At 56.3% G+C, this 23,082-nt stretch carries 20 protein-coding genes and 1 pseudogene; 9 read left to right on the forward strand and 12 right to left on the reverse strand.

Annotation, left to right across the window (positions count from 1 at the left end; translation table 11 throughout):
• Nucleotides 1–12: 12 nt before the first annotated feature.
• The 12 genes from ACIQW9_RS09510 to ACIQW9_RS09565 all read right to left on the reverse strand — a co-directional run bounded on the left by ACIQW9_RS09510 (nucleotide 13) and on the right by ACIQW9_RS09565 (nucleotide 13,363).
• A complete protein-coding gene (locus tag ACIQW9_RS09510) occupies nucleotides 13–789 on the reverse strand; it encodes an ABC transporter permease (RefSeq protein WP_402335877.1) in 777 nt (258 codons plus the stop codon).
• Nucleotides 782–1,720, reverse strand: a complete 939-nt coding sequence (locus ACIQW9_RS09515) for an ABC transporter permease (RefSeq protein ID WP_402335880.1) — start codon at nucleotides 1,718–1,720, stop codon at nucleotides 782–784. Before ACIQW9_RS09515 ends, ACIQW9_RS09510 begins: the two co-directional genes overlap by 8 nt.
• Nucleotides 1,713–2,813 (reverse strand): ABC transporter ATP-binding protein, encoded by a 1,101-nt coding sequence (locus tag ACIQW9_RS09520; protein WP_402335883.1) that lies wholly within the window; start codon nucleotides 2,811–2,813, stop codon nucleotides 1,713–1,715. Before ACIQW9_RS09520 ends, ACIQW9_RS09515 begins: the two co-directional genes overlap by 8 nt.
• A gap of 237 nt (nucleotides 2,814–3,050) precedes the next feature.
• On the reverse strand, nucleotides 3,051–3,497 hold the full coding sequence (locus ACIQW9_RS09525) for a hypothetical protein (protein ID WP_402335886.1): 447 nt from the start codon (nucleotides 3,495–3,497) through the stop codon (nucleotides 3,051–3,053).
• A 188-nt stretch (nucleotides 3,498–3,685) separates the two neighbouring features.
• Complete coding sequence (gene ubiB, locus ACIQW9_RS09530) at nucleotides 3,686–5,248, reverse strand: ubiquinone biosynthesis regulatory protein kinase UbiB (RefSeq protein WP_402335889.1); 1,563 nt, start codon at nucleotides 5,246–5,248, stop codon at nucleotides 3,686–3,688.
• On the reverse strand, nucleotides 5,245–5,835 hold the full coding sequence (locus tag ACIQW9_RS09535) for an SCP2 domain-containing protein (protein WP_402335892.1): 591 nt from the start codon (nucleotides 5,833–5,835) through the stop codon (nucleotides 5,245–5,247). The genes ubiB and ACIQW9_RS09535 overlap by 4 nt, the downstream gene beginning before the upstream one ends.
• Before the next feature lie 106 nt (nucleotides 5,836–5,941).
• Entirely contained in the window at nucleotides 5,942–6,877 is a 936-nt protein-coding gene (locus ACIQW9_RS09540) for a Tim44 domain-containing protein (RefSeq protein ID WP_402335894.1), read from the reverse strand.
• An 11-nt stretch (nucleotides 6,878–6,888) separates the two neighbouring features.
• Nucleotides 6,889–7,623 (reverse strand): bifunctional demethylmenaquinone methyltransferase/2-methoxy-6-polyprenyl-1,4-benzoquinol methylase UbiE, encoded by a 735-nt coding sequence (ubiE, locus tag ACIQW9_RS09545; RefSeq protein ID WP_402335897.1) that lies wholly within the window; start codon nucleotides 7,621–7,623, stop codon nucleotides 6,889–6,891.
• A gap of 140 nt (nucleotides 7,624–7,763) precedes the next feature.
• Entirely contained in the window at nucleotides 7,764–8,201 is a 438-nt protein-coding gene (locus tag ACIQW9_RS09550; RefSeq protein WP_402335900.1) for a gamma-butyrobetaine hydroxylase-like domain-containing protein, read from the reverse strand.
• Nucleotides 8,202–8,279: 78 nt separating this feature from the next.
• Nucleotides 8,280–8,708, reverse strand: a complete 429-nt coding sequence (locus ACIQW9_RS09555) for an HIT family protein (protein WP_402335903.1) — start codon at nucleotides 8,706–8,708, stop codon at nucleotides 8,280–8,282.
• Nucleotides 8,709–12,707 (reverse strand): DUF3683 domain-containing protein, encoded by a 3,999-nt coding sequence (locus ACIQW9_RS09560; RefSeq protein ID WP_402335905.1) that lies wholly within the window; start codon nucleotides 12,705–12,707, stop codon nucleotides 8,709–8,711.
• Between the two features lie 167 nt (nucleotides 12,708–12,874).
• A complete protein-coding gene (locus ACIQW9_RS09565; RefSeq protein ID WP_402335908.1) occupies nucleotides 12,875–13,363 on the reverse strand; it encodes a YqaA family protein in 489 nt (162 codons plus the stop codon).
• A 165-nt stretch (nucleotides 13,364–13,528) separates the two neighbouring features.
• Here ACIQW9_RS09565 and ilvA point away from each other — a divergent pair, with 165 nt between their 5' ends.
• From ilvA to fabG, 9 genes and pseudogenes are all read left to right on the forward strand, one after another.
• Complete coding sequence (gene ilvA, locus ACIQW9_RS09570; protein WP_402335911.1) at nucleotides 13,529–15,052, forward strand: threonine ammonia-lyase, biosynthetic; 1,524 nt, start codon at nucleotides 13,529–13,531, stop codon at nucleotides 15,050–15,052.
• Between the two features lie 6 nt (nucleotides 15,053–15,058).
• The gene (gene queF, locus ACIQW9_RS09575) at nucleotides 15,059–15,898 is read left to right on the forward strand and encodes an NADPH-dependent 7-cyano-7-deazaguanine reductase QueF (RefSeq protein WP_402335914.1); all 840 of its coding nucleotides are present in this window, start codon (nucleotides 15,059–15,061) and stop codon (nucleotides 15,896–15,898) included.
• A 176-nt stretch (nucleotides 15,899–16,074) separates the two neighbouring features.
• On the forward strand, nucleotides 16,075–16,365 hold the full coding sequence (locus tag ACIQW9_RS09580) for a phosphopantetheine-binding protein (RefSeq protein WP_402335917.1): 291 nt from the start codon (nucleotides 16,075–16,077) through the stop codon (nucleotides 16,363–16,365).
• A gap of 5 nt (nucleotides 16,366–16,370) precedes the next feature.
• Nucleotides 16,371–18,106: pseudogene (locus ACIQW9_RS09585) on the forward strand (AMP-binding protein).
• Nucleotides 18,099–18,680, forward strand: a complete 582-nt coding sequence (locus ACIQW9_RS09590; protein WP_402335920.1) for an outer membrane lipoprotein carrier protein LolA — start codon at nucleotides 18,099–18,101, stop codon at nucleotides 18,678–18,680. Before ACIQW9_RS09585 ends, ACIQW9_RS09590 begins: the two are co-directional and overlap by 8 nt.
• Complete coding sequence (locus tag ACIQW9_RS09595; RefSeq protein ID WP_402335922.1) at nucleotides 18,677–21,148, forward strand: MMPL family transporter; 2,472 nt, start codon at nucleotides 18,677–18,679, stop codon at nucleotides 21,146–21,148. The genes ACIQW9_RS09590 and ACIQW9_RS09595 overlap by 4 nt, the downstream gene beginning before the upstream one ends.
• Nucleotides 21,145–21,876, forward strand: a complete 732-nt coding sequence (locus ACIQW9_RS09600) for a class I SAM-dependent methyltransferase (protein ID WP_402335925.1) — start codon at nucleotides 21,145–21,147, stop codon at nucleotides 21,874–21,876. Before ACIQW9_RS09595 ends, ACIQW9_RS09600 begins: the two co-directional genes overlap by 4 nt.
• Nucleotides 21,873–22,352, forward strand: a complete 480-nt coding sequence (locus tag ACIQW9_RS09605) for a 3-hydroxylacyl-ACP dehydratase (RefSeq protein ID WP_402335928.1) — start codon at nucleotides 21,873–21,875, stop codon at nucleotides 22,350–22,352. The genes ACIQW9_RS09600 and ACIQW9_RS09605 overlap by 4 nt, the downstream gene beginning before the upstream one ends.
• A complete protein-coding gene (fabG, locus tag ACIQW9_RS09610) occupies nucleotides 22,349–23,068 on the forward strand; it encodes a 3-oxoacyl-ACP reductase FabG (protein ID WP_402335930.1) in 720 nt (239 codons plus the stop codon). Before ACIQW9_RS09605 ends, fabG begins: the two co-directional genes overlap by 4 nt.
• Nucleotides 23,069–23,082 lie beyond the last annotated feature (14 nt).

A 23,082-nucleotide genomic window follows, 5' to 3' on the forward strand; every position in this document is an offset into this window, starting at 1 on the left:
CGGAGTAAGGAATCAGGAACGAAATGCGTTAGGCGACAGTTTGGACGCGATCACAATCAGGAGCAAAGTCAGTGCCATCAACAGCGTGGAAACGGCGTTCACTTCAGGCGTGACCGCAATCTTGATCATCGAATAAATCTGCAAAGGCAAGGTTTGCGTATTCGCACCGGCCGTAAAGAATGTAATGACGAAATCGTCAATCGACAGGGTGAACGCCATCAAGGCGCCTGCCACCACACCCGGCATGATCAGCGGCAAGGTTACACGCCGGAACGCCTGCCACGGCGTTGCACCGCAATCGCGCGCGGCCTCGGTCAGGCTTTCGTCCATACCGCTCAAACGCGAACGTACCACAATCGCCACGAAGCCGAGACTGAAGGCGATGTGCGCCAGCATCACCGACAGCATGCCCAGCGTGATATTCAGCATCACGAAGAAAATCAGCAGCGATACGCCAACCAGGATTTCCGGGATCGCAATCGGCGTCAGCACCAGTATCTGCAGCGCGCGGATTTTGTAGCGATGCAATGCAAAACCCGCCATCGTTCCCAGCACGGTTGATACCGCGCTCGATACCAGCGCAATGATCAGCGAATTGCCGGCGGCACGCAGCATTTCCTCATCCGCAAACAGAACGCGGTACCAATCCAGCGTAAAGCCGACCCATTCCGCATTCAGGCGCGAATCGTTGAACGAATACATGACCACGATCGCCAGCGGCACATACAGGAATGCGTAGACCAGTACTGCCGCCAGCGTCAACCAGAGCGATTGTCTGAACTTAGGCATGCACCCTCCTGCGCGGCCTTGCCAGCAGGGCCGCAAAACCGGCTGCCGCCAGAGCCGCCACCGTCAGCATGATGGACAGCACACTGCCGAAGGGCCAATCGCGCGAATCGAGGAATTGCTGCTTGATCACATTGCCTATCATAATGCCGCCGGTGCCGCCGAGAATATCGGATACCGCAAAAATTCCCAGCGCAGGAATGAAGACCAGGGCCGCACCGGCATAGACGCCGGGCAGCGACAGTGGAAACGTCACGCGCCAGAAGCGCTGCCACGCACCGGCACCCAAATCCTGCGCGGCATCCAGCAAGGCCGGATCGTGTTTTTCCAGATTGGCGTACAGCGGCAGCACCATGAATGGCAGATGTACATAGACCAGGCCGACGATGACGGCAAACGCGCTGTAGAGCAGGCTGACCGGCTCGAAACCGAACACGCCGAGCAGCATATTCACACCGCGCGTCAATGCCGATTGCGGCCCCAGAATGATCATCCATGCATAAATGCGAATCAGGAAGTTGCTCCAGAACGGCAGGATCACCAGCAAGACCAGCAGGTTGCGCCATTTTTTCGGACTGCGCGCAATCAGCAGGGCCAGCGGATACGCCATCAATAAACAGACCAGCGTGGTGATGATCGCGAACAACAACGACTTCAGAAAGATCGCGGTATAGACGAAGTCGGAGAAAAACGGCGTGAAGCTTTCCAGCGTCAGATCCAGCGCACCGCTCTCGTCGAACAAGGGCGCGAGTCCGCCGTAATCGCCCGGATAACGGAAGGCGGCAAACGCCATAATCAGCGTCGGCACGGCGAAGAAGAAAATCAGATACAGCAACGGCGGCCCGCTGATCAGCCAGCGTGCCAGCCCTGCCTTCAGCGAAGGCTTGCCATGCGCCAGATTGCCGCCCAATGATTTTTTAGCAGCGTCAGACATAGCCCGTTTCAGGTAAAAAATGGCCTGCATCGACGCGCCATGCGACATCGACGGTATCGCCGACCTCAAAGAAACGCGGTCGTCCGATGGCGGAATTGGCGAGCATGGTTTCTATGCGCACGCCGCCTTCTGTCTCGACGATATAGACGGTGACGCCACCCATGTAGAGCAATTCTTTGACGTAACCGTCGAAGTGATTTTCATCCGGCACGCCGCGTACGATCTCGGCACTAACCTGGATTTTTTCCGGCCGCAAGGCAATCGTGCCCTTGCTGCCAACCTGCACACCGGCAACCGTCAGCGCCTTCACCGCACCCATGCCGGGCACATCCAGCAACATCATGTCGCCTGCAATCTGCGTCACGGTGCCGTCAAACAGATTGCAGGTGCCGATAAAGTCCGCCACAAAACGGCTGCGCGGATAACTGTAGATACGCGTGGGCTCGTCAAGCTGCTCGACATTGCCCTTGTTCATCACCGCGATGCGATGCGATAGCGCCAGCGCCTCCGCCTGATCGTGCGTGACATAGACAAAGGTAATGCCGACTTCCTTCTGCAGATTGATCAATTCGATCTGCATCTGCTCGCGCAACTGCGCATCCAGCGCCGACAGCGGCTCATCCAGCAACAGCAGCTTGGGACGCGTCACCAGCGCACGCGCAATCGACACGCGTTGCCGCTGGCCGCCAGACAATTCATGCGGATAACGCGCAGCAAAGCCTGTGAGGCGCACATCTTCCAGCGCTTCATCGACTTTTTGCTTGATTTCGGATTTCGGCGTATTCGCCATTTCCAGCGGAAACGCGATATTGCCTGCCACCGTCATGTGCGGGAACAAGGCGTAATTCTGGAACACGGTACGCACCGCGCGCTGCTCAGGCGGCACGCCGGTCAGGTCCACGCCATCCAGCAGGATTTGCCCCGCATCCGGTTCGTCGAAGCCGGCAATCATGCGCAGCAGCGTCGTCTTGCCGCAACCAGACGGGCCCAGCAGAGTGAAGAACTCGCCAGCCTCAATCGAAAGACTGATGTTGTCGACTACGGTGTTATCGCCGAAACGGCGAGTGAGATTGCGAATTTCGAGAAGCGCCATCTTGTCCTGGAGAGAGCTGCAAGGGATTACAGGGATTCAAAAAACGGGGCAATTGTAGCAAATAGCAGAGGTGATTTCTAAAAAAGTGGCTTCCCGGAACAGAGAGCCTTTTTTGCTATCCAGCAGAACAGGCTAGCTAATTTTGTGCAATGTCTTGAAGCTCAAAACACGCCGCCAATATTTAGCATCAAAGAATGCTCTTTAGCGCGGCAAACACCCGTGAATTATTAAGCCAGGCTATGGAGCCTTGTAGTCGCAGGCAACTTTCTTCGCTGTGAAAGTCTGCTTCGTTTCAAGATGGTAATAACTGATCTCGTTATTTTTTTTCGATATTATTTCGTACACATCTGTGTACTGAGGATTGGAGGTATCCATCTTCTCGCCTGCAACTATCGTAGTGATCGTCGTGTACGTATCACCATTGCGCCACCAATAGCCCTCTTCCGTCTGAATTGGCAGATTCTGACTACTCTCCCGTGCCCGGAATTCAACCGTGAACGTTCCATCCTGTTTCCGGTTCATCAACCAGTCCACCCGGGGTTCAAGATTTGCTTGAGTATCTTCCCCGTACCAGCAGCCAACCAGCGCATCTCTCGCTTTCGACTGCCCCGGAAATGAAGCGCAGCCGGACAGGAAAATAGAGCCGGCAAGAAATGGCAACAAAAGAAAAGTCTTGAGATGCATAGTGAGCTCTCGAGTGAATACTCTAAACAGGCACATCGCCAATCAGTCCGATTCGGTAGCAACCCGGTCGAACATGGGATGAAATAAAGTGCATCCAGCAAATACATTCCAACAAGCATCTACACCACTATCTCGGCAAAGCCATCTTGCCGCCAACAATCACTCACTGTTGGCCGTGCGTCCTATCATCATCCACCAAAAGTAAAAAACATCAACGTCAATATGCCGCCGGCAATCAAACCGCCGCCAAAGTAAACCGCAACGCCTAACAACAAATTAGTACGTTTCTGCTCTTCCAGCAAACGCCTGATCAATTCGGTATTGTCCTGCCGCGGCTCCGATGCCTGCGTGAGCGCCTGATGCGCGAGGCGCGGGAGTTGCGGCAACAACTTGCTGTAGCGCGGCGCTTCTGCTTTCAGGTTTTCCAGGAAGCCGCGCCAGCCGACTTGCTCGTTCATCCAGTTTTCCAGATACGGTTTTGCGGTCTTCCACAAATCGAGTTCAGGATCGAGCTGGCGGCCCAGACCTTCCACGTTCAGCAAGGTTTTTTGCAGCAGCACCAGTTGCGGCTGCACTTCCACATTGAAACGGCGTGAAGTCTGGAACAGACGCAGCAAGACCTGACCGAAAGAAATTTCACTCAGCGGTCTGTCGAAGATAGGTTCGCAGCAGGCACGCACTGCGGATTCCAGTTCATCGACGCGCGTTTCCTTCGGCGCCCAGCCAGATTCGATATGCGCTTCGGCAACGCGTTTGTAATCACGGCGGAAGAAGGCGAGGAAGTTTTGCGACAGGTAATCCTTGTCGAAATCGTTGAGCGTGCCGACGATGCCGAAATCCAGCGCGATGTAGCGACCGAAGGTTTCCGGCGCGACCGATACCTGGATATTCCCCGGGTGCATATCAGCGTGGAAGAAGCCGTCGCGGAATACCTGCGTGAAGAAAATTTCCACGCCATCGCGCGACAGTTTTTTCAGATCGATACCGGCGGCAATCAGTCTGTCGGTTTGCGAAATCGGAATACCGACCATGCGCTCCATCACGATGACTGAAGTTGAGCAATAGTCCCAGAACATTTCCGGCACAACGAGCAACTTGGATTCGGAAAAATTACGGCGCAACTGGCTGCCGTTGGCCGCTTCGCGCATCAGGTCCAGTTCGTCATGCAGGTATTTATCGAACTCGGCGACCACTTCCTTCGGCTTCAGCCGTTTGCCATCGGCCCATAATTTTTCCACCAGACCGGCCACGATATGCATCAAGGCCACATCGTCATCGATCGATTTCTTGACGCCCGGACGCAGCACCTTGACGGCCACATCCCTGCCGTTTTTCAGGCGTGCGAAATGGACTTGCGCAATCGATGCAGAAGCCACAGGTTCAGCCTCAAAATGCGCAAACAGTACATCCGGATGCGCGCCCAGCGATTTGATGATTTGCGCAATCGCCAGCTCGGATGAAAACGGCGGCACCCGATCCTGCAGGCGCGCCAGTTCGTCGGCAATATCGATCGGCATCAGGTCGCGGCGCGTCGACAGCACCTGGCCGAACTTGACAAAAATCGGGCCGAGATCTTCCAGTGCACGGCGCAGGCGTACACCACGCGGCTCGGTCAGGTCGCGCCAGAACATGATTTGATTCAATAATTTTGTGGTGCGCGGAATCCTCAAGCCGGACATGGCGATGTCGTCGAGGCCATAGCGGATGGCGACCCGCAGAATTTTAAGGACGCGGAGGAATTTCAATATCATTGATTACTGCCCTTCAGCTTTTCTATCCGCTTGCTCAGTCGCGCCACATCGTCGCGCAATCTGGTCACATCGGCGGTAAATTCAGTCACCGCTTGCGGACGTATCAACATTGGATTCTCTTCGAGAAAATATTCAGCCACGTTTTCAGTCACTGACTGATGCAGCGCCTTGACCGTGTCCAGCGCAGACCGTGCACCGCCCATCATTCTGTTCGCTGCAATATCGCCGACGAATTTGCTCAGATCGTCTTCCGCTTCCCAGCGCAAACCCTGGCTCAATTGCGAAATCGTATTGGCGAAATCGGCATCGCCTTCTATCTTCACGTAGGAAAAAGCACGTTCGCGATTCTGCATGATGGCAGGCAGATCGGCCAGTTGCACACGTATGGTGACCGTTGCCGCATCATCCGCTACGGCCGCTTCCAGCATCCCGTCGGCAGTCACTTTCAGGCGCGCAGCCAATACGCCGCCATCCAGTACGGCGATCTTGCCTGCATGCGGAATCAGTTTGGCGCGCGCCCATGCTTCCTGCGCAAGCAGGTGATTGATGGCGGCGGGGAAAATGCTGGCGGGAGAAAAAGAAGTCATAAGCAAAAATGGTGACGCAAAAAACAAAGCCGCCGGTGATTATTCACGGGCGGCTTCAAGTTTAGCAGTTTGCCGTCAGGCGGCGCTAACTATCTACATGGTGCAATTACAGTTGCTGAATACCCGCAAGTACCCAACCGCCGTCGCCATGGACCGGCTTGGACAGGTTCCACGCTTCGCTGAACGGTTCTGTCGGCGCGCCGGCACCTTCATTGATCAGGCCGGTGAACTTGATGCTGGCAATGTAATCGTCGCCTACGGTTTCAACGCCGTAGAAAATGCCTTCCAGCGAAATGACATCGGTATGGTTTTCCGACGCACCGCGTTCCAGCAATTGCGCTTTCAACTCAGCAAACATTTCTGGCGTGGTGAATTCGCGGATGTCGTTGACATCGGCTTTGTCCCATGCCGCTTGCAGGCGGATGAAATAGGTTTTTGCATTGCGAACAAACGATTCCACATCGAAATCTGCAGGCAAATCATTGGCTGCATCATTGCCGGCGCCAAACGCTGAGCCGGATGCCAAAGGCGCTGCCGATTGCAATGCCGAAGGTTGGCCATAAGGCTGCTCGATACGCGAACCGATTTCAGGCGTGCTGCTTTTTTCCGAGAAGTTATTCGGGAACGAAGGCTGCAGACCATTGCGTTGATTGCCAGCGCTCTTGGCCTTGATCATGCGATAGATGAACATCGCAGCGAATGCAAACAGACCGACCATCAACATGGTGCTGATCATGCTGGCAAGCGCACCGCCAATGCCCAGGTGCGACAACAGTGCGCCCAGACCCAGGCCCAGCAATGCGCCACCGAGGATGTTGCGCATCATGCTAGGTTTGGCTGCCGCGCCCGCTGCGCCTGCCGCTGCAGGTGCTGCAGCCGGTTTGGCCGGAGTTGCCGATTGTTGTGGCGGCGCTGCGCGCTTGAAGCTTTGCGATTGCTTGCCGAAGGAACCACCACCACCCATGCGCTTGGCTTCCACTTGAGGAGCAATCAAGGTCATCGAGCTGGCCACGACTACCAGGGCCATCAGTAATTTCTTCATATTACAATCTCCTAGAGTTTTATTCCGGTGTGCAATGCAGCTACACCGGCTGTTAAATTGAAATACTCGACTCTTGCGAGTCCTGCATCCTGCATCATTTTTTTCAGCGTTTCCTGGTCAGGATGCATGCGTATCGATTCGGCCAAATAGCGATAACTATCGGCGTCCCCTGCAATGCGCTGACCCAACCACGGCAACACGGAAAACGAATAAACGTCATACGGTTTTTTCAAAGGCTCCCAGACCTTCGAAAACTCCAGCACCAGCAGCTTGCCGCCGGGCTTCAATACACGCCGCATTTCTGCCAGCGCTGCATCCTTGTGCGTCATGTTGCGCAAACCGAAAGCCACGCTCACACGATCGAAATAATTGTCGGGAAATGGCAATTTCTCTGCATCGCACAACGATGTGGGGACGATCACGCCATTGTTCAACAGACGATCGCGTCCGACACGCAACATCGACTCATTAATATCCGTCAGCCAGACTTCACCGGTAGACCCCGCCTTTTTGGCAAATGCCTTGGCCAGATCGCCAGTGCCGCCTGCAATATCCAGCACCTTGAAGCCCGGACGTATGCCAGCCTGGGCAATCGTGAAAGCTTTCCACACGCGATGCAAGCCGGCCGACATGACATCGTTCATCACGTCGTACTTGGCAGCAACCGAATGGAATACTTCGGCAACCTTGTGAACCTTCTCTTCTTCAGCGACGGTTTGATAACCGAAATGTGTTGAATTTGTCATGGCTGGCAGCTTATTTAGCTAGATTATACATGCGTTAAGAAAATGTGAAATAAGCGTAAAGTCTTATTTTTTGCTCTGGCAAACGTGAGCCCAAGTACGGCACCATTGCATGGTCGGACGACCTGTCACGACAGGCAGAATTAATGACTGCCGCAACCGCTGCCGCTGACGACCGCCTTGTTCATCGGTGTATCACGGCCGCTTTCGCGCGTGAAACCGGCGGCTTCCAGGCGGCGCAGGTAATCTTCCCACAAGGCATCCTGGTTCGTTCCCAGATGATGCAAATATTCCCAGGAAAAAATGCCGGTATCGTGACCGTCGGAAAACACCGGTTTGATCGCGTAATTGCCGACCGGTTCGACCGCGGTGATTTCCACATTGCGCTGGCCGGTTTGCAGGGTTTCCTGCCCCGGGCCGTGACCGCGCACTTCCGCCGACGGCGACCATACGCGCAACAATTCAAACGGCAGCGAGAAAGCGGCGCCATCGTCGAACTCAACTTCCAGTACGCGCGATTGCTTGCGTACCGTCAGTCCGGTCGGTTGCGGTGCGGCAGGTGTTTGTTTGGAACCGATCATGATTATCTCTCGTTCAGATTGGGCACAGGTCAATAAGCTTCACCTGTGCAATTGGCATTTGTAATTGATATCAGCGCGTCAGCTTGCGCAGGATACATAGCGTATCACTGCCGCCTGCAATGCCGGCAGCAAGGCGCGCCTTTGCGCCAGCACTTCATCCGCAGTCTGGCGCACTGAGGCGGCCCAGATCGGATGGGGGAAATGCGCGTCGTCGGCAAAGCGCGGAATCAGATGCCAGTGCAGATGCGGCACCATATTCCCGAGACAGGCCAGATTGATTTTCTCCGGCTGTAACACTTCGCGTTGCGCAGCTTCGACCTGACATACCGCGCGCATCAAGGTCGATCTGTCTGCTATTGCCAGATCGGTCATTTCCCTGACGTGTGCATTCCAGATCACACGGCAGAAACCGGGATAGTTCGCATCGGCGACCAGCACCACGCGCAGCTGTTCGTTGCGAAAAATAATTTCTCCGCCCGACTCTTCACACAACTCGCAAACAGCCATTTACACCAGCACCCGTTCGATGCCGCCATTGTTGGCGCGCGCCACATACTCAGGCAACCAATTCGGTCCGAGCAAATGCTTGGCCATTTCAACCACGATGTAATCGGCGGTCGTTTCCGAATCATCGTTGTAGCGCGACAAACCCTGCAAGCACGAAGGACAGGAAGTCAGAATCTTGACCTCGCCGGCAAAGCCGTCGGCGCGCAACTTGTCTGCGCCCTTGGTCATTTCCTCTTCCTTGCGGAAGCGCACCTGCGTTGAAATGTCCGGGCGCGTCACGGCCAGGGTGCCGGATTCGCCGCAGCAACGGTCGTTCTTCTCGATCTTTTGATCGTCAACCGTAGTGATCAGGGCATTCACCGTTTTCAGCGGGTCCTGCAATTTCATCGGTGTGTGGCAAGGGTCGTGATACATGTAACGCACGCCGTTGACGCCTTCCAGCTTGACGCCTTTTTCCATCAGATATTCGTGGATATCGATGATGCGGCAGCCGGGGAAAATTTTCTCGAATTCATAGCCCTGCAACTGGTCGTAGCAGGTGCCGCAGGACACGATGACGGTTTTGATATCCAGATAGTTCAGCGTATTGGCCATGCGATGGAACAGCACGCGATTATCGGTGATGATCTTTTCGGCCTTGTCGTAATTGCCGGTACCGCGTTGCGGATAACCGCAGCACAGGTAGCCCGGCGGCAAGACCGTTTGCACGCCGACATTCCACAACATGGCCTGCGTTGCCAGACCGACTTGCGAGAACAGGCGCTCGGAACCGCAACCCGGGAAGTAAAACACCGCTTCGGTATCCATCGTCGTTGTTTTCGGATCGCGGATGATAGGCACCACTTTATCGTCTTCGATATCCAGCAAGGCGCGCGCGGTTTTCTTCGGCAGATTGCCCGGCATCTTCTTGTTGATGAAGTGGATGACCTGTTCCTTGACCGGCGGCTTGCCGACCGTGGACTTGGGCGCGGCGGTCTGCTTCTTCGCCAGCTTCTTGAAGAAATCGTGGCCGAAGCGCTGTGCCTTGTAGCCCCAGTCGATCATGACCTTGCGAGTGGCGTTGATGGTCGCCGGATCGGTCGCATTCAGGAAAAACATTGAAGCAGCGGTGCCGGGATTGAACGATTTTTTGTTCATCTTGCGCAGCAGATTGCGCATATTCATCGACACATCGCCGAAGTCGATATCGACCGGACAAGGCGTCAGGCATTTATGGCACACCGTGCAGTGATCGGCGACATCTTCAAACTCTTCCCAATGCTTGATCGAGATACCGCGTCGCGTTTGCTCTTCGTACAAAAAGGCTTCGACCAGCAGAGACGTGGCCAGAATCTTGTTGCGCGGCGAATACAGCAAGTTCGCGCGCGGCACATGCGTCGCACATACCGGTTTGCATTTGCCGCAACGCAGACAATCCTTGACGCTGTTGGCAATCGCGCCGATATCGCTTTGCTGCATGATCAGCGATTCGTGGCCCATCAGGCCGAACGATGGCGTGTAAGCATTGCGCAGATCTGCGCTCAGCTCCGACATGTCCATCAGCTTGCCCTTGTTGAAGTGACCTTCCGGATCGATACGTTTTTTGTATGAGCGGAAATCAGCCAGTTCTTCGCTGGTCAGAAATTCCAGCTTGGTGATACCGATCCCGTGCTCGCCGGAAATCACGCCGTTCAGCGAACGCGCCAGCTTCATGATGCGCGCCACTGCAGCATGCGCATCCTGCAGCATCTGATAGTGATCGGAGTTGACCGGGATATTCGTATGCACATTGCCGTCGCCCGCATGCATGTGCAGCGCGACGAATACGCGTCCGCGCAAAATGCGTTTGTGAATCGCATTGGCTTCTTCAAGGATCAGGCGGAAGGCAGCACCGCTGAAAATCTGGCGCAAGGGAGCGCGCGCTTCCGCTTTCCACGAAATACGCACGGTTCTATCCTGCACCACATCGAACACCGTGGCATTCGGCTGCAAGGCCAGACGTTCGTCGAATGCCGACCCCAATTTTTCCATGCCCAGCGCCAGCAATTCATCTTTCGCATCGCGCAAGGATTTGTCGAGATTGCCCAACACATACGACCAGCGTGCCTGCGTGGCAGCGATCAAATCTTCGGCCTGATGCACACGATCTTCCAGCAATTCTGCGGCAGGAATTTCCTCGCCTTCCGCATCGTCGTTCTTGCCCAGCGGCAGATTGCCCTTGGCGAAAAATGCGTGCAACTCATCCAGGAACTGCAATTTATTCTTGATCGACAGCTCGACGTTGATGCGTTCGATGCCGTCCGAATATTCACCCATGCGGTCGAGCGGAATCACCACATCCTCATTGATCTTGAAGGCATTGGTATGCTTGGAAATCGCTGCAGTGCGGGCTCTATCGAGCCAGAATTTTTTGCGTGCTTCCGGGCTGACGGCAATAAAGCCTTCGCCGACACGCGTATTCGCCAGGCGCACCACTTCCGACGCGGCTTGCGCCACGGCGTTTTCATCGTCGCCGACGATATCGCCGAACAAGGCCATCTTGGGCAGTGTGCCGCGCTTGGATTTGGTCGCATAGCCGACCGCGCGCAGATAGCGCTCGTCCAGATGTTCAAGGCCGGCCAGAATGGCACCGCCCTTTTTGGTTTGTTCGTCGAGAAAATCCTTGATCTCGACGATCGATGGAATCGCATCGCGCGAATGACCGAAAAACTCCAGGCAAACGGTGCGCGTATGTTTCGGCATCTTGTGCAGAATCCAGCGCGCCGATGTAATCAGCCCATCGCAACCTTCTTTTTGCACGCCCGGCAAACCGGACAGGAATTTATCGGTCACGTCCTTGCCCAGTCCTTCCTTGCGGAAGCTGCGGCCGACGATTTCCAGCGTTTCGGTTTTGAAGGGTTGATTGACGCGCCCCTTCTCGCTCGGATGCGTCCATTCCAGCTTGAACTTCGCCATCGGCGCATCGTGGATCTTGCCGAGGTTGTGTTCCAGACGCGTGACTTCCAGCCAGTCGCCATTCGGATCAACCATTCTCCAGCTGGCCAGATTGTCGAGCGCAGTGCCCCACAACACGGCTTTCTTGCCGCCGGCATTCATCGCGATATTGCCGCCTATGCAGGAGGCTTCGGCGGAAGTCGGATCGACGGCGAACACGAAGCCGGCTTTTTCCGCCGCATCGGCTACACGCTTGGTGACCACGCCCGCGCCGGAATAAATCGTCGCGTATTCGCGGTCGACACCGGGCAGCATGGTCATCTCGACCTCACCCAGTGCTTCCAGTTTTTCGGTATTGATGACGGCCGACATCGGCGTCAGCGGAATCGCGCCGCCGGTATAACCGGTGCCGCCGCCGCGCGGGATGATGGTCAGACCAAGTTCGATACAGCCTTTGACCAGACCGGCCATTTCGTTTTCGCAATCCGGCGTCAGCACCACAAACGGGTATTCGACACGCCAGTCGGTGGCGTCGGTCACATGCGACACGCGTGACAGGCCATCGAACTTGATATTGTCTTTTGCAGTGTAACGACCCAGTACCTTGTTGGTGCGCTTGCGCAAATCGTAGGTGCGACGGAACTCTGCGCCAAAATCGGCAACTGCCCTGACCGCCGACTGCACCAGTGCCTCTACCGCCTCTGCGCGATGCTCGGCATTGGCGTCGCCTGCAGCTGCCAGATCGTTCTTGCGGCGCTTGTCGATTTCAGTCAGACGGTGATTCAGCGCATCGATCAATGCCTGACGACGCTTGGGATTGTCCAGCAAATCGTCTTGCAGGTAGGGATTGCGCTGTACGACCCAGATATCGCCCAGCACTTCATACAGCATGCGGGCTGAACGGCCGGTCTGGCGTTCGGAACGCAACTCGGAGAGCAGGCTCCACGCATCTTCGCCCAACAGACGCATGACAATCTCGCGGTCGGAAAACGAAGTGTAGTTATAGGGAATTTCACGCAAACGCGTAGGCACAGCGCCGCCGGGAGCATCGGCTAGAAGATTCTGGATTTGTACAGGTGCGTTCATCAGTGGTCGATTGCATTCACGCTAAATATGCATTTTAGCTGATTGCAGTGCAACCTGCCCGAACTGTGTGCTGTCAAAACGCCCCGGGAAACACCGTTTTTCAAACACGGCGAACGATAAAGCCGGCCGTCCCGCAGCAGATACGCGCATCTGTCGCGGATAGACAGTCAAAACAAGTGAATCAGGTATTGCCAAACACCATCCGGCACATGCAGCAGCAACCAGCTGATCGTCACATAACGCAGAAACTTACCGATCGCCATATATAGGACGCAGGGCCAGAACGGCAGCTTCAGCCATCCCGCCAGCAGGCAGAGCGGATCGCCTATGCCGGGCAGCCAGGCCAGCAACATGGTTTTGGCGCCGAAACGCTGCAACCAGCCGAACCAGCGCGTCTGCTTTTCCCTGGCAAAAACCTGTTTCGCACCGACCCCCATCCAGTAATTGACGATGCCGCCCAGCGTATTGCCGGCCGTCGCCACCAGGATCGCCGGCCAGAACAGGGTCATATTGGCCTTGATGACAGCAAACACAGCGGGCTCCGAACCCAGCGGCAACAAGGTCGCCGACAGAAAACTGATGACAAATACCGAAGACAGGCCGATCTGCGGCGCAGCCAGGGCCGCCAGCAGCCATTGCACAACAGCGTCAATCATGTTTTGCCTGAATCAAATGTTTCAAATCGGATCATCCTGCTCAATATAAGCCTGCGGGTATTCCGCTACACGCATGTCGCAATGCAACGATATAAAGGCGTCCATTATAATGAGCGCCTGCGCAGCGCTTAACCTATGCATGCCGCGCCAATCAAATTGATCTCTATGACTACCGACTATCTGAAGAAAATCCTCACCGCGCGCGTCTACGATGTCGCCGTGGAATCACCGCTGGAACTGGCGCCAACGCTGTCGCAGCGTTTCGGCAACCAGATTTATTTCAAGCGCGAGGATATTCAAAGCGTCTTCAGTTTCAAGCTGCGCGGCGCCTACAACAAGATGGCGCATTTGCCACCGGCGCAAATGAAACGCGGCGTGATTTGCGCCTCGGCCGGCAATCATGCGCAAGGCGTTGCCCTGTCGGCTGCCAGACTGGGCTGCCGTGCCGTGATCGTGATGCCAACCACCACACCTTCGGTCAAGATCGAAGCGGTCAAGGCGCGCGGCGGTGAAGTCGTGCTGTTCGGCGACTCCTACTCGGATGCCTACCAGCATGCACTGACGCTGGAGAAAAAACTCAAGCTGACTTTCGTCCATCCGTTCGACGACCCGGATGTCATCGCCGGCCAGGGCACGATAGGCATGGAAATCCTGCGCCAGCATTCGGGGCCCATCCATGCGATTTTCGTTCCCATCGGCGGCGGCGGCCTGATCGCCGGCATAGGCGCTTACGTGAAAGCCGTGCGCCCGGACATCAAGATCATCGGCGTGCAAACCGTCGATTCCGATGCCATGGCGCGCAGCATACAGAGCAATCGTCGCGTGACGATGACGGACGTCGGCCTGTTCGCGGATGGCACGGCCGTCAAACTGGTCGGAGAAGAAACTTTCCGCCTGGCCAAGTTGTATGTAGACGACATCATTCTGGTCAGCACCGATGAAGTGTGCAGTGCCATCAAGGACGTTTTCCAGGATACGCGCAGCATACTGGAACCTTCCGGCGCGCTCTCCGTTGCCGGAGCGAAAGCGTATATCGAACGAGCGCAGGCAGACAAGAAACCACTCAAGAATGAAACCCTGATCACCATCGCCAGCGGCGCCAACATGAACTTCGACCGCCTGCGCTTTGTCGCTGAAATGGCCGATGTCGGTGCGGCGCGCGAAGGCGTGTTTGCCGTGACCATTCCCGAAGAACGCGGCAGCTTCAAGCGCTTTTGCGAACTGGTCGGGCCGCGCAACGTGACCGAATTCAACTATCGCCTCAGCGATGCCAAGCAGGCGCACATCTTCGTCGGCCTGCAAATCGCCGACCGCGACGAGGCGGGCAAGATCGCCAAGCGTTTCGAAAAACACGGATTCAAGACGCTGGATCTGACGCACGATGAACTCGCCAAAGGGCATATCCGTCATCTGGTCGGCGGCAAGAGCGATCTGACCCATGATGAACTGCTGTATCGCTTTGAATTCCCGGAACGTCCGGGCGCCCTGATGCGCTTCCTCGACAGCGTGGCGCCGCACTGGAATATCAGCCTGTTCCACTACCGCAATGAAGGCGGCGATGTCAGCCGCATTCTGGTCGGCATACAGGTGCCGAAAAAAGAAATGAAAACCTTCCGCGCCTCGCTGGCCGGATTGGGCTATCGTCACTGGGATGAAACCGGCAATCCCGTCTACAAACTGTTTCTGTAACTATCCATGACTACACCATACACACCAGATGGATCGCCGCTCGGCAGGCCGACGACTTACCAGGCGCATTACGATCCCTCACTGCTGTTTTCCATCCCGCGCCAATACAAGCGCGATGAAATCGGCTTGTCCGGCACGCTGCCGTTTTTCGGCGTGGATATCTGGAATGCATATGAAATATCGTGGCTCAATATGCGCGGCAAACCGCAAGTGGCGATGGCAAAAATCACCGTGCCGGCCGATTCGCCCAATATTATCGAATCCAAATCGTTCAAGCTGTATCTGAACTCGCTCAACCAGACCAAACTGGGAGGCACCGATGCCCTGCTGGAATTGCTGCGCGAAGACCTGAGCGGCGGCTTTGGCGCGCCGGTGCAAGTCGCACTGACGATGCCGGAGAATTTTGCCAGGGTGCCTATGGGTGAACTGGACGGCCTGCTGCTGGACAGGCTGGATATCGAGGTACACGAATATTCACCCGATCCTTCGCTGCTGGTAGCGGCACGCGACGAGCCTGTCGTTGAGGAAACACTGGTGTCGCATCTGCTGAAATCGAATTGCCTTGTGACCGGCCAGCCGGATTGGGCCAGCGTGCAGATTCAATATGTCGGCGGTGCAATCGACCAGGCCGGGCTATTGCAATATCTGATCGGTTTTCGCGAACACAATGAATTCCACGAACAATGCGTAGAACGTATTTTCATGGACATCATGCGCCAGTGCAAACCGCAAAAGCTGGCGGTTTACGCACGCTATACGCGGCGCGGCGGACTCGACATCAATCCGTGGCGCAGCAATTTCAGTACCGGCACGGCGCCATCCAATGCACGCAATGCACGCCAGTAAATCCGTTTGCGATTGATCACCGTCTGCTGCAACTTCCCTCTTCATTTCTCACTCTATACAGACGGACGACACGGGAACGTTGTTTTCCAGATTGAAACACTATTTTTAGCGAGAATCGGCCTGCGCGCACTATATAATCAGCGCCGATCAAAAACATAACTGAGACCATTACCACTATGTCAAACCCAATCAGCACCACGCCCGCCGCCAACGACGCTTTCACACAGGAAGTGGCCAAACTGATCGTCCACGCCTTGAATCTCGATGTCGATCCTGCAAGCATCGCGCCGGATGAAACACTGTACGGCAGCGGCCTTGGACTCGACTCGATCGACATCCTGGAAGTAGCGCTCGTGGTATCAAAAAATTACGGCATCCAGTTGCGCGCCGACCATGAAGACAATGAAAAAATCTTCAGCTCACTGCGCTCGCTGTCCGATTATATTGCGGCTAACAAAGCGCAATAAGTCGCATGCCGCGCATCGCTTGTGCTGACATCACAGGATGCGTGCCATTGACCTTATTGATTCCCTCATTGATTCCGCTACTCAGTCACACTTCCCCTGACCGCATCGTCGCCTGGCGCGACGGCACCCCGGTCACGGCGGCGCAATTCCTCAGTGATGTCGAAAAGCTGGCAACGATTTTGCCGGCGAGCCGGCACATCCTCAACGATTGCCACGACCGCTATCATTTTCTCGTTGCACTGTCCGCGATCCTGGTGGCAGGAAAAGTCAATTTGCTGCCATCGACGCGGACCGCAGAAACCATCCGTCAGCTTTTAAGTTTTGCGCCGGATGCCGCATGTCTCACCGATCAGTCGAATTGCGCGATCGCGTTGCCGCAAACTGCTTATCCTGCGTCCTCTTTTTTTGCTCAGGTCGGCAGCAGCATACGCGCATTCAATATTCCGCAGATCGAAGAAGATCGCCTGGTTGCCTACGTGTTTACTTCGGGTTCAACCGGCTTGCCGATCGCGCATCGCAAAACATGGGCCACGCTGGTGTGCAATGTGCAGATGGAAGCAAGGCAGCTCGGGCTGGAACCGGGCGTGAACTATAGCGTGGTGGGCACAGTGCCGGCACAGCACATGTACGGTTTTGAATCGACAGTGCTGATGCCGCTGGCAAACGGTTTTTCATTGACCAGTGCGCAATCGTTTTATCCGGCTGACATCTGCCATTCTCTGGCGCAGGTGCCTGAGCCGCGCGTACTGATCACCACGCCGGTCCACCTGCGTTCTCTGCTCGGCTCAGCGCTGCCTTTGCCGAAAATTGAAGTCATGGTCTCGGCTACCGCGCCGCTGTCGCCGCAACTGGCGCAGCAGGCTGAACAGACCTTCGATGCACCGCTGCTGGAAATTTACGGCAGCACCGAAACCGGCCAGATCGCGACCAGGCAACCCTCCCTCACACCGGAATGGGTGCTGTTTCCCACGCTGAAAATGGCGCCCCGCCCGGAGCAGGATGAAAACGACCAGCGCATGTGGATTTCCGGTGGCCATGTCGAAACGCCGATGCCGATGAACGACGCCATCGAGCTCACCAGCAACGGAAAATTCCTGCTGCATGGACGCATCAGCGACCTGATCAATATAGCAGGCAAGCGCAGTTCGCTCGCGTATCTGAATCATCACCTGAATGCGATCCCCGGTATTGTCGATGGCGCCTTCTTCATGCCGCCGGAGAAAACCTCGGGCGAAGTTACCCGGCTCACGGCCGTTGTTGTCGCCCCCACACTGGAAGTCAGCGACATCATCGCCGCACTGCGCGAGAAGATCGATCCCGCCTTCATGCCGCGTCCGCTGTACAAGGTGGACAGTCTGCCGCGTAATGCAACCGGCAAGCTGCCGCATGCCGCGCTGGCCGAATTCATGAACACGCTATGCAACGAGCACGCCTCTTCTGAACGCAAGCCATGACTACCTTATCGTTTCACATTCCGCCCGACCATCCTGCATTTGCCGGGCATTTCCCCGGCATGCCGATCACGCCAGGCGTGGTGCTGCTCGATGAAGCGCTGCATGCGATTGCAGTCGCGCAGCAGATGGATCTGCAAAAATGCACCATCAGCAGCGTCAAATTTCTCAGCCCGGTTTTGCCTGATACAGAACTGACACTGCATTACGCACTGAACCCCAATGGCAGCATTCAGTTCGACATCAAACAGGGTGAGCGCGTCGCGGTCACAGGAGCTTTCAATGCATAAATCCATCGGCCTGCGGGCGGCAATCCTTGCATTTTTCCTGGCCGGCACATGCGCGGCGCATGCTGCAAACATTACGATGGAACAGTTGATGACCGCGCTGGCGCAAGCCAAACCGGCCAAGGTGAATTTCACCGAGAAAAAGTATATTGCCCAACTGGACCGCCCAGTCGAATCCTCGGGTGAAATGCTGTTCACGCCGCCGGACCGGCTGGAAAAACGCACCTTCAAGCCGAAGCCGGAACGCATGGTGCTGGACCGCGACACGCTGGTGCTGGAACGCGGCAAGAACAAGTACACGATGCAACTGGGCGACTCACCGGAACTGGCCGCATTGATCGAAAGCATACGCGCCACGCTGGCCGGCGATCGCCGATCGCTGGAATTCAACTTCGTCGTCGCGCTGCAAGGCCCGCGCGACAACTGGATCATGACGCTGACGCCCAGCAATAACGATGCACAACAAAAGGTCAAACGCATACGCTTGAGCGGCAGCAATTCTGAAGTGCGGGAAATCGAAGTGCTGCAAGGCGATGGCGACCGTTCCGTGACCACCATCGAAAAAATCAAGCCATGACGCAAGCGACGCACGTGTTGCCGACACCAAAACGCGCGTGGACGGCAATCGGTATCTGGCTGGTACTCGTGCTGATCGGCATAGTCATCCTGTTTCGCACGACCTTCACTGCCGATCTTTCTGCATTCCTGCCGAAAGATCCGACCAGGGAACAGCAGTTGATGGTCGAGCAGCTGCGCGACGGCATGGTATCGCGCCTGATTCTTGTCGGCATCGAAGGTGCCGATCCGTCAGCGCAGGCCGCTCTGTCGAAGGCGCTTGCCACGCGACTGCGCAGCAATGATGAATTCATCTCGGTCAACAACGGCGAACCGGTCAATCAGGAAAAGGATCGGGCCTATCTGTTCAACAACCGCTATCTGCTCAGTCCGACTGTCACGCCGGAACGTTTTACCACCACAGGCTTGCACGAAGCGATGACCGACACGATTGACCTGCTGGCATCGCCAGCCGGCCTGATTGTGAAGGACATATTGCCGCAGGATCCTACCGGAGAGATGGCAACACTGGTCGCCCAGTTCAGCGGCGGCCAGCAAGCACGCAAGATGCACGGCGTGTGGGCCGCCAGGGATGGCAAGCGTGCGCTGCTGCTGGCGCAAACCCGCGCACTCGGCTCCGACACCGACGGTCAGGAAACTGCCATCAATCACATCAAGGAAAAATTCGAAGCGGTCAAAGGCGAACTTGCCGGCACGCTGCCGCAAGTTGCCAACGCCAAACTGGTCATGACCGGGCCCGGCGTATTCGGCGTCAATGCACGCAATACAATCACGCAGGAAGCAACGATGTTTTCCATCATCAGTGCGACGCTGATCATGATCTTGCTGTTCATCGTCTATCGATCGGGCGCTGCCGTCGTGCTCGGATTGGCGCCGGTACTCAGCGGCGTGCTGGCCGGCACCGTCGCGGTTAGCCTCGGCTTTGGCACCGTGCATGGCTTGACGCTGGGATTCGGCACCACCCTGATAGGCGAGGCAATCGACTATTCTATTTATCTGTTCATCCAGTCAGGCAGCGCGAAAAACAGTGCCGACTGGGCGAAAAAATCATGGCCGACGATCCGGCTGGGCGTACTCACATCGATGGCCGGTTTCGGCTGCCTGCTGTTCTCCGGATTTCCAGGGCTGGCGCAACTCGGTCTGTACACCATCGCCGGGCTGACATCTGCCGCCTTCGTCACGCGCTTCGTATTGCCGTCGCTGCTGCCGCGTGATTTCGTCGTGCGCGACCTGACGCACATCGGCCTGTTTGTGCAGAAAGCGCTGCACCGCTTGCAACTGCTGCGCAAGGGCTTCTTCATCATTGTGCTACTTGCCTGTGCGGTGCTATGGGTCAATCGCGACCACCTCTGGGAACCGGAACTAAGCGCATTAAGTCCGGTCAGCAAAGCCGATCAGGATCTGGATGAAAAACTGCGCAAGGAAGTCGGCGCACCCGACGTGCGCTATCTGATCGTCGTCAAAGAAAACAGTCTGGAAGCAGTTCTGCAGTCGACGGAAAAAGTGTCCGCGCAACTGAACGCCATGGTCGATGCCGGCACACTTGCTGCATTCGAGACTCCAAGCCGCTACCTACCGAGCCTGGCGACGCAGCAGGCCCGCCTGGCGGCGCTGCCGCAAGCGGACGTCTTGCAGCAACGGTTGAATCAGGCGGTGGAAGGATTGCCGTTCCAGGTCAAACTGTTGGCGCCGTTTGTTTCTTCAGTGGGAGAGTTGGCGAAGATCGCCAGCCAACCGGAAGAATTGAAGGCGCGACTGCTCACGCGCCAGAACCTCGTCGGCACATCGATGGCGCTGGCAACGGATTCATTGCTGATCGAACGCAATGGCGAAACCAGCGCCCTGATACCGCTGACTGCAGCAGGCGACCAGCCTATCAATACCGCGCTGATCCGGCAGGCATTGCAACAATCAGGCGTGCAGCACGCCTACTTTATCGATCTGAAAACCGAGACCGGCAAGCTGTATAGCGGTTACATGCAGGAAGCCATCCTGCTCGCATTGTGCGGCCTGTTCGCGATGACTGTACTGCTGGGCTTCAACCTGCGATCGCTGTTTGCACTGGCGCGGGTCATGGTGCCGCTGATTACTGCAGTCCTGTCAGTTGCCGCGATTCTCGCACTGTCCGGGCAGCGCATGACGATCTTGCATCTGATCGGCCTGCTGCTGATCGTCGCCGTCGGTTCCAACTACGCATTGTTTTTCGCACAACCGCCAACGGTGCCGGTAAAGAACCCGCTTACCGGCGTTGTAAGCTCGATGCCGCAAATCAGGCCATCCACCCTCGCCTCGCTGGTTTTTGCCAATATCACGACGGTCATCGGCTTTGGCGTACTCGGTTTTTCATCCGTACCGGTGCTCAATGCAATCGGCATCACGGTCGGCATCGGTGTTGTCCTTGCACTCGTTTTTGCCGCCATTTTTTCCAGCAGCATGCAAGCTGCACCTACTGATTCAGGAGCGCCATGAGTAGCGATGCAATTAACCAACTTTTAAACACAGCATGTAGTCCTTACCGCCAGGCCGGCCGTTTCGCCTGGCACTTTTCGCATGGAAAACTCAGTCGCGATCCGGTGTTCAAAGGGATGCTGGAACTGGGCTTGCTGCAAGGCAGTAGCGACATCAAGGTACTGGATATCGGTTGCGGCCAGGGTCTGCTTGCGTCATGGCTATTATCGGCGCAGGAGCAATGTGCAAAAGGTGAATGGCCTAGTGGTTGGTCCGCAGCCCCGGCGATTGCCCATGTACATGGCATAGAACTGATGCCACGCGATGTAGAACGCGCGCAGCGCGCATTACAGCCGGTTACGAATCGCGCCAGTTTTGAAGTCGCCAATATGTGCACGGCTGAATTCCCGCCGTCCGACGCTGTCGTCATCTTGGACGTGCTGCATTACGTGGACTTTCCTGCGCAGGATGATGTACTGCGAAAAGTACATGGCTGCCTGCCGCAAGACGGCGTGCTCTTGTTGCGCGTAGGCGATGCTGCAGGCGGCCTGCCATTCAAGATCAGCAACTGGGTCGATAACATCGTCACATCGATACGCGGTCACAAAACGCTGCCGACATTCTGCCGCAGCATCGCAGAATGGCAGCGCGATATCACGGCCATCGGCTTTTCGGTCAAGGCGATTCCGATGAATACCGGCACCCCCTTCGCCAACATCCTGCTGGTCTGCAAAAAAGAGGCCGCGTGAAAATCGATCGCAACTGGATAGCTGCGCACATCCCGCACCAGGGCAGCATGTGCCTGCTCGCTCATGTCGCCTCCTGGGACCAGGAGCGCCTGGTCGCGATTGCCGACAGCCATTTGCAGCTCGACAATCCGCTGCGTGCGCATGAACGGCTTGGCGCAGCCAACGGCATCGAATATGCTGCGCAAGCAATGGCTGTACACAGCGCCTTGCTGGCAACTTCGCAGGAAGGCATGCAGGATATGGCTCGCCCCAGCGCCGGATTTCTGGCCAGCGTGCGCAATACCGTTTTCCACGTAGCACGGCTCGATGACATCGAGGAAGCATTGCAGATAGAAGTGACCTGCACGCACAGCGAGCCGAACTGCATCCTTTACCGATTCGCGATACATGGCCGCGACAGCAAGAAACCCTTGCTCGATGGACGTGCCACCATCATCATCGATGCATCGCTGGTCACCGGAGCAAAACCATCATGAAACGCGCACTCGTTACAGGCGGCAGCGGCGGCATAGGCGCAGCGATCTGCAAGCGCCTCGCGGCGGACGGATTGCATGTGATCGTGCATGCCAATCGCGGTCGCGACAAGGCCAAGGCCATTTGCGAGGCCATCGTTGCGGATGGCGGGAGCGCAGAAGTCGCCGTATTCGATATTACCGATGCAGAAGCGACCAAAGTCGCGCTGGAAGTCCTGCTGGAAGCCGGCCCTATCCAGGTGCTGGTGAATAATGCCGGCATACATTCGGATGCCGTATTCCCGGGCATGACGGGTGCGCAATGGCACTCGGTAATTGATGTGTCGCTGCATGGCTTTTTCAATGTCACGCAGCCGCTGACAATGCCGATGATCCGTACCCGCTGGGGCCGTATCATCAATGTTTCGTCGATTGCAGCAGTGACCGGCAATCGCGGCCAGGTCAACTATTCAGCAGCCAAGGGCGCCTTGCATTCGGCAACCAAATCGCTGGCACTGGAACTGGCCAGCCGCGGCATCACGGTCAATGCCGTCGCGCCCGGCATTATCGCGACCGGCATGATAGAAGAAGCTTTCGATGACAAGGCCATCCAGAACATCGTGCCGATGAAGCGTGCGGGAAAACCGGAGGAAGTGGCTGACCTGATCGGCTTTCTGGCTTCACCAAATGCAGCGTATATTTCCGGCCAGATCATTTCCATCAATGGCGGCATGATCTAGCCTTATTCGATGAC

The organism is Herminiimonas sp. NPDC097707 (genome assembly GCF_044761395.1).
Classification (GTDB): domain Bacteria; phylum Pseudomonadota; class Gammaproteobacteria; order Burkholderiales; family Burkholderiaceae_D; genus Oxalicibacterium.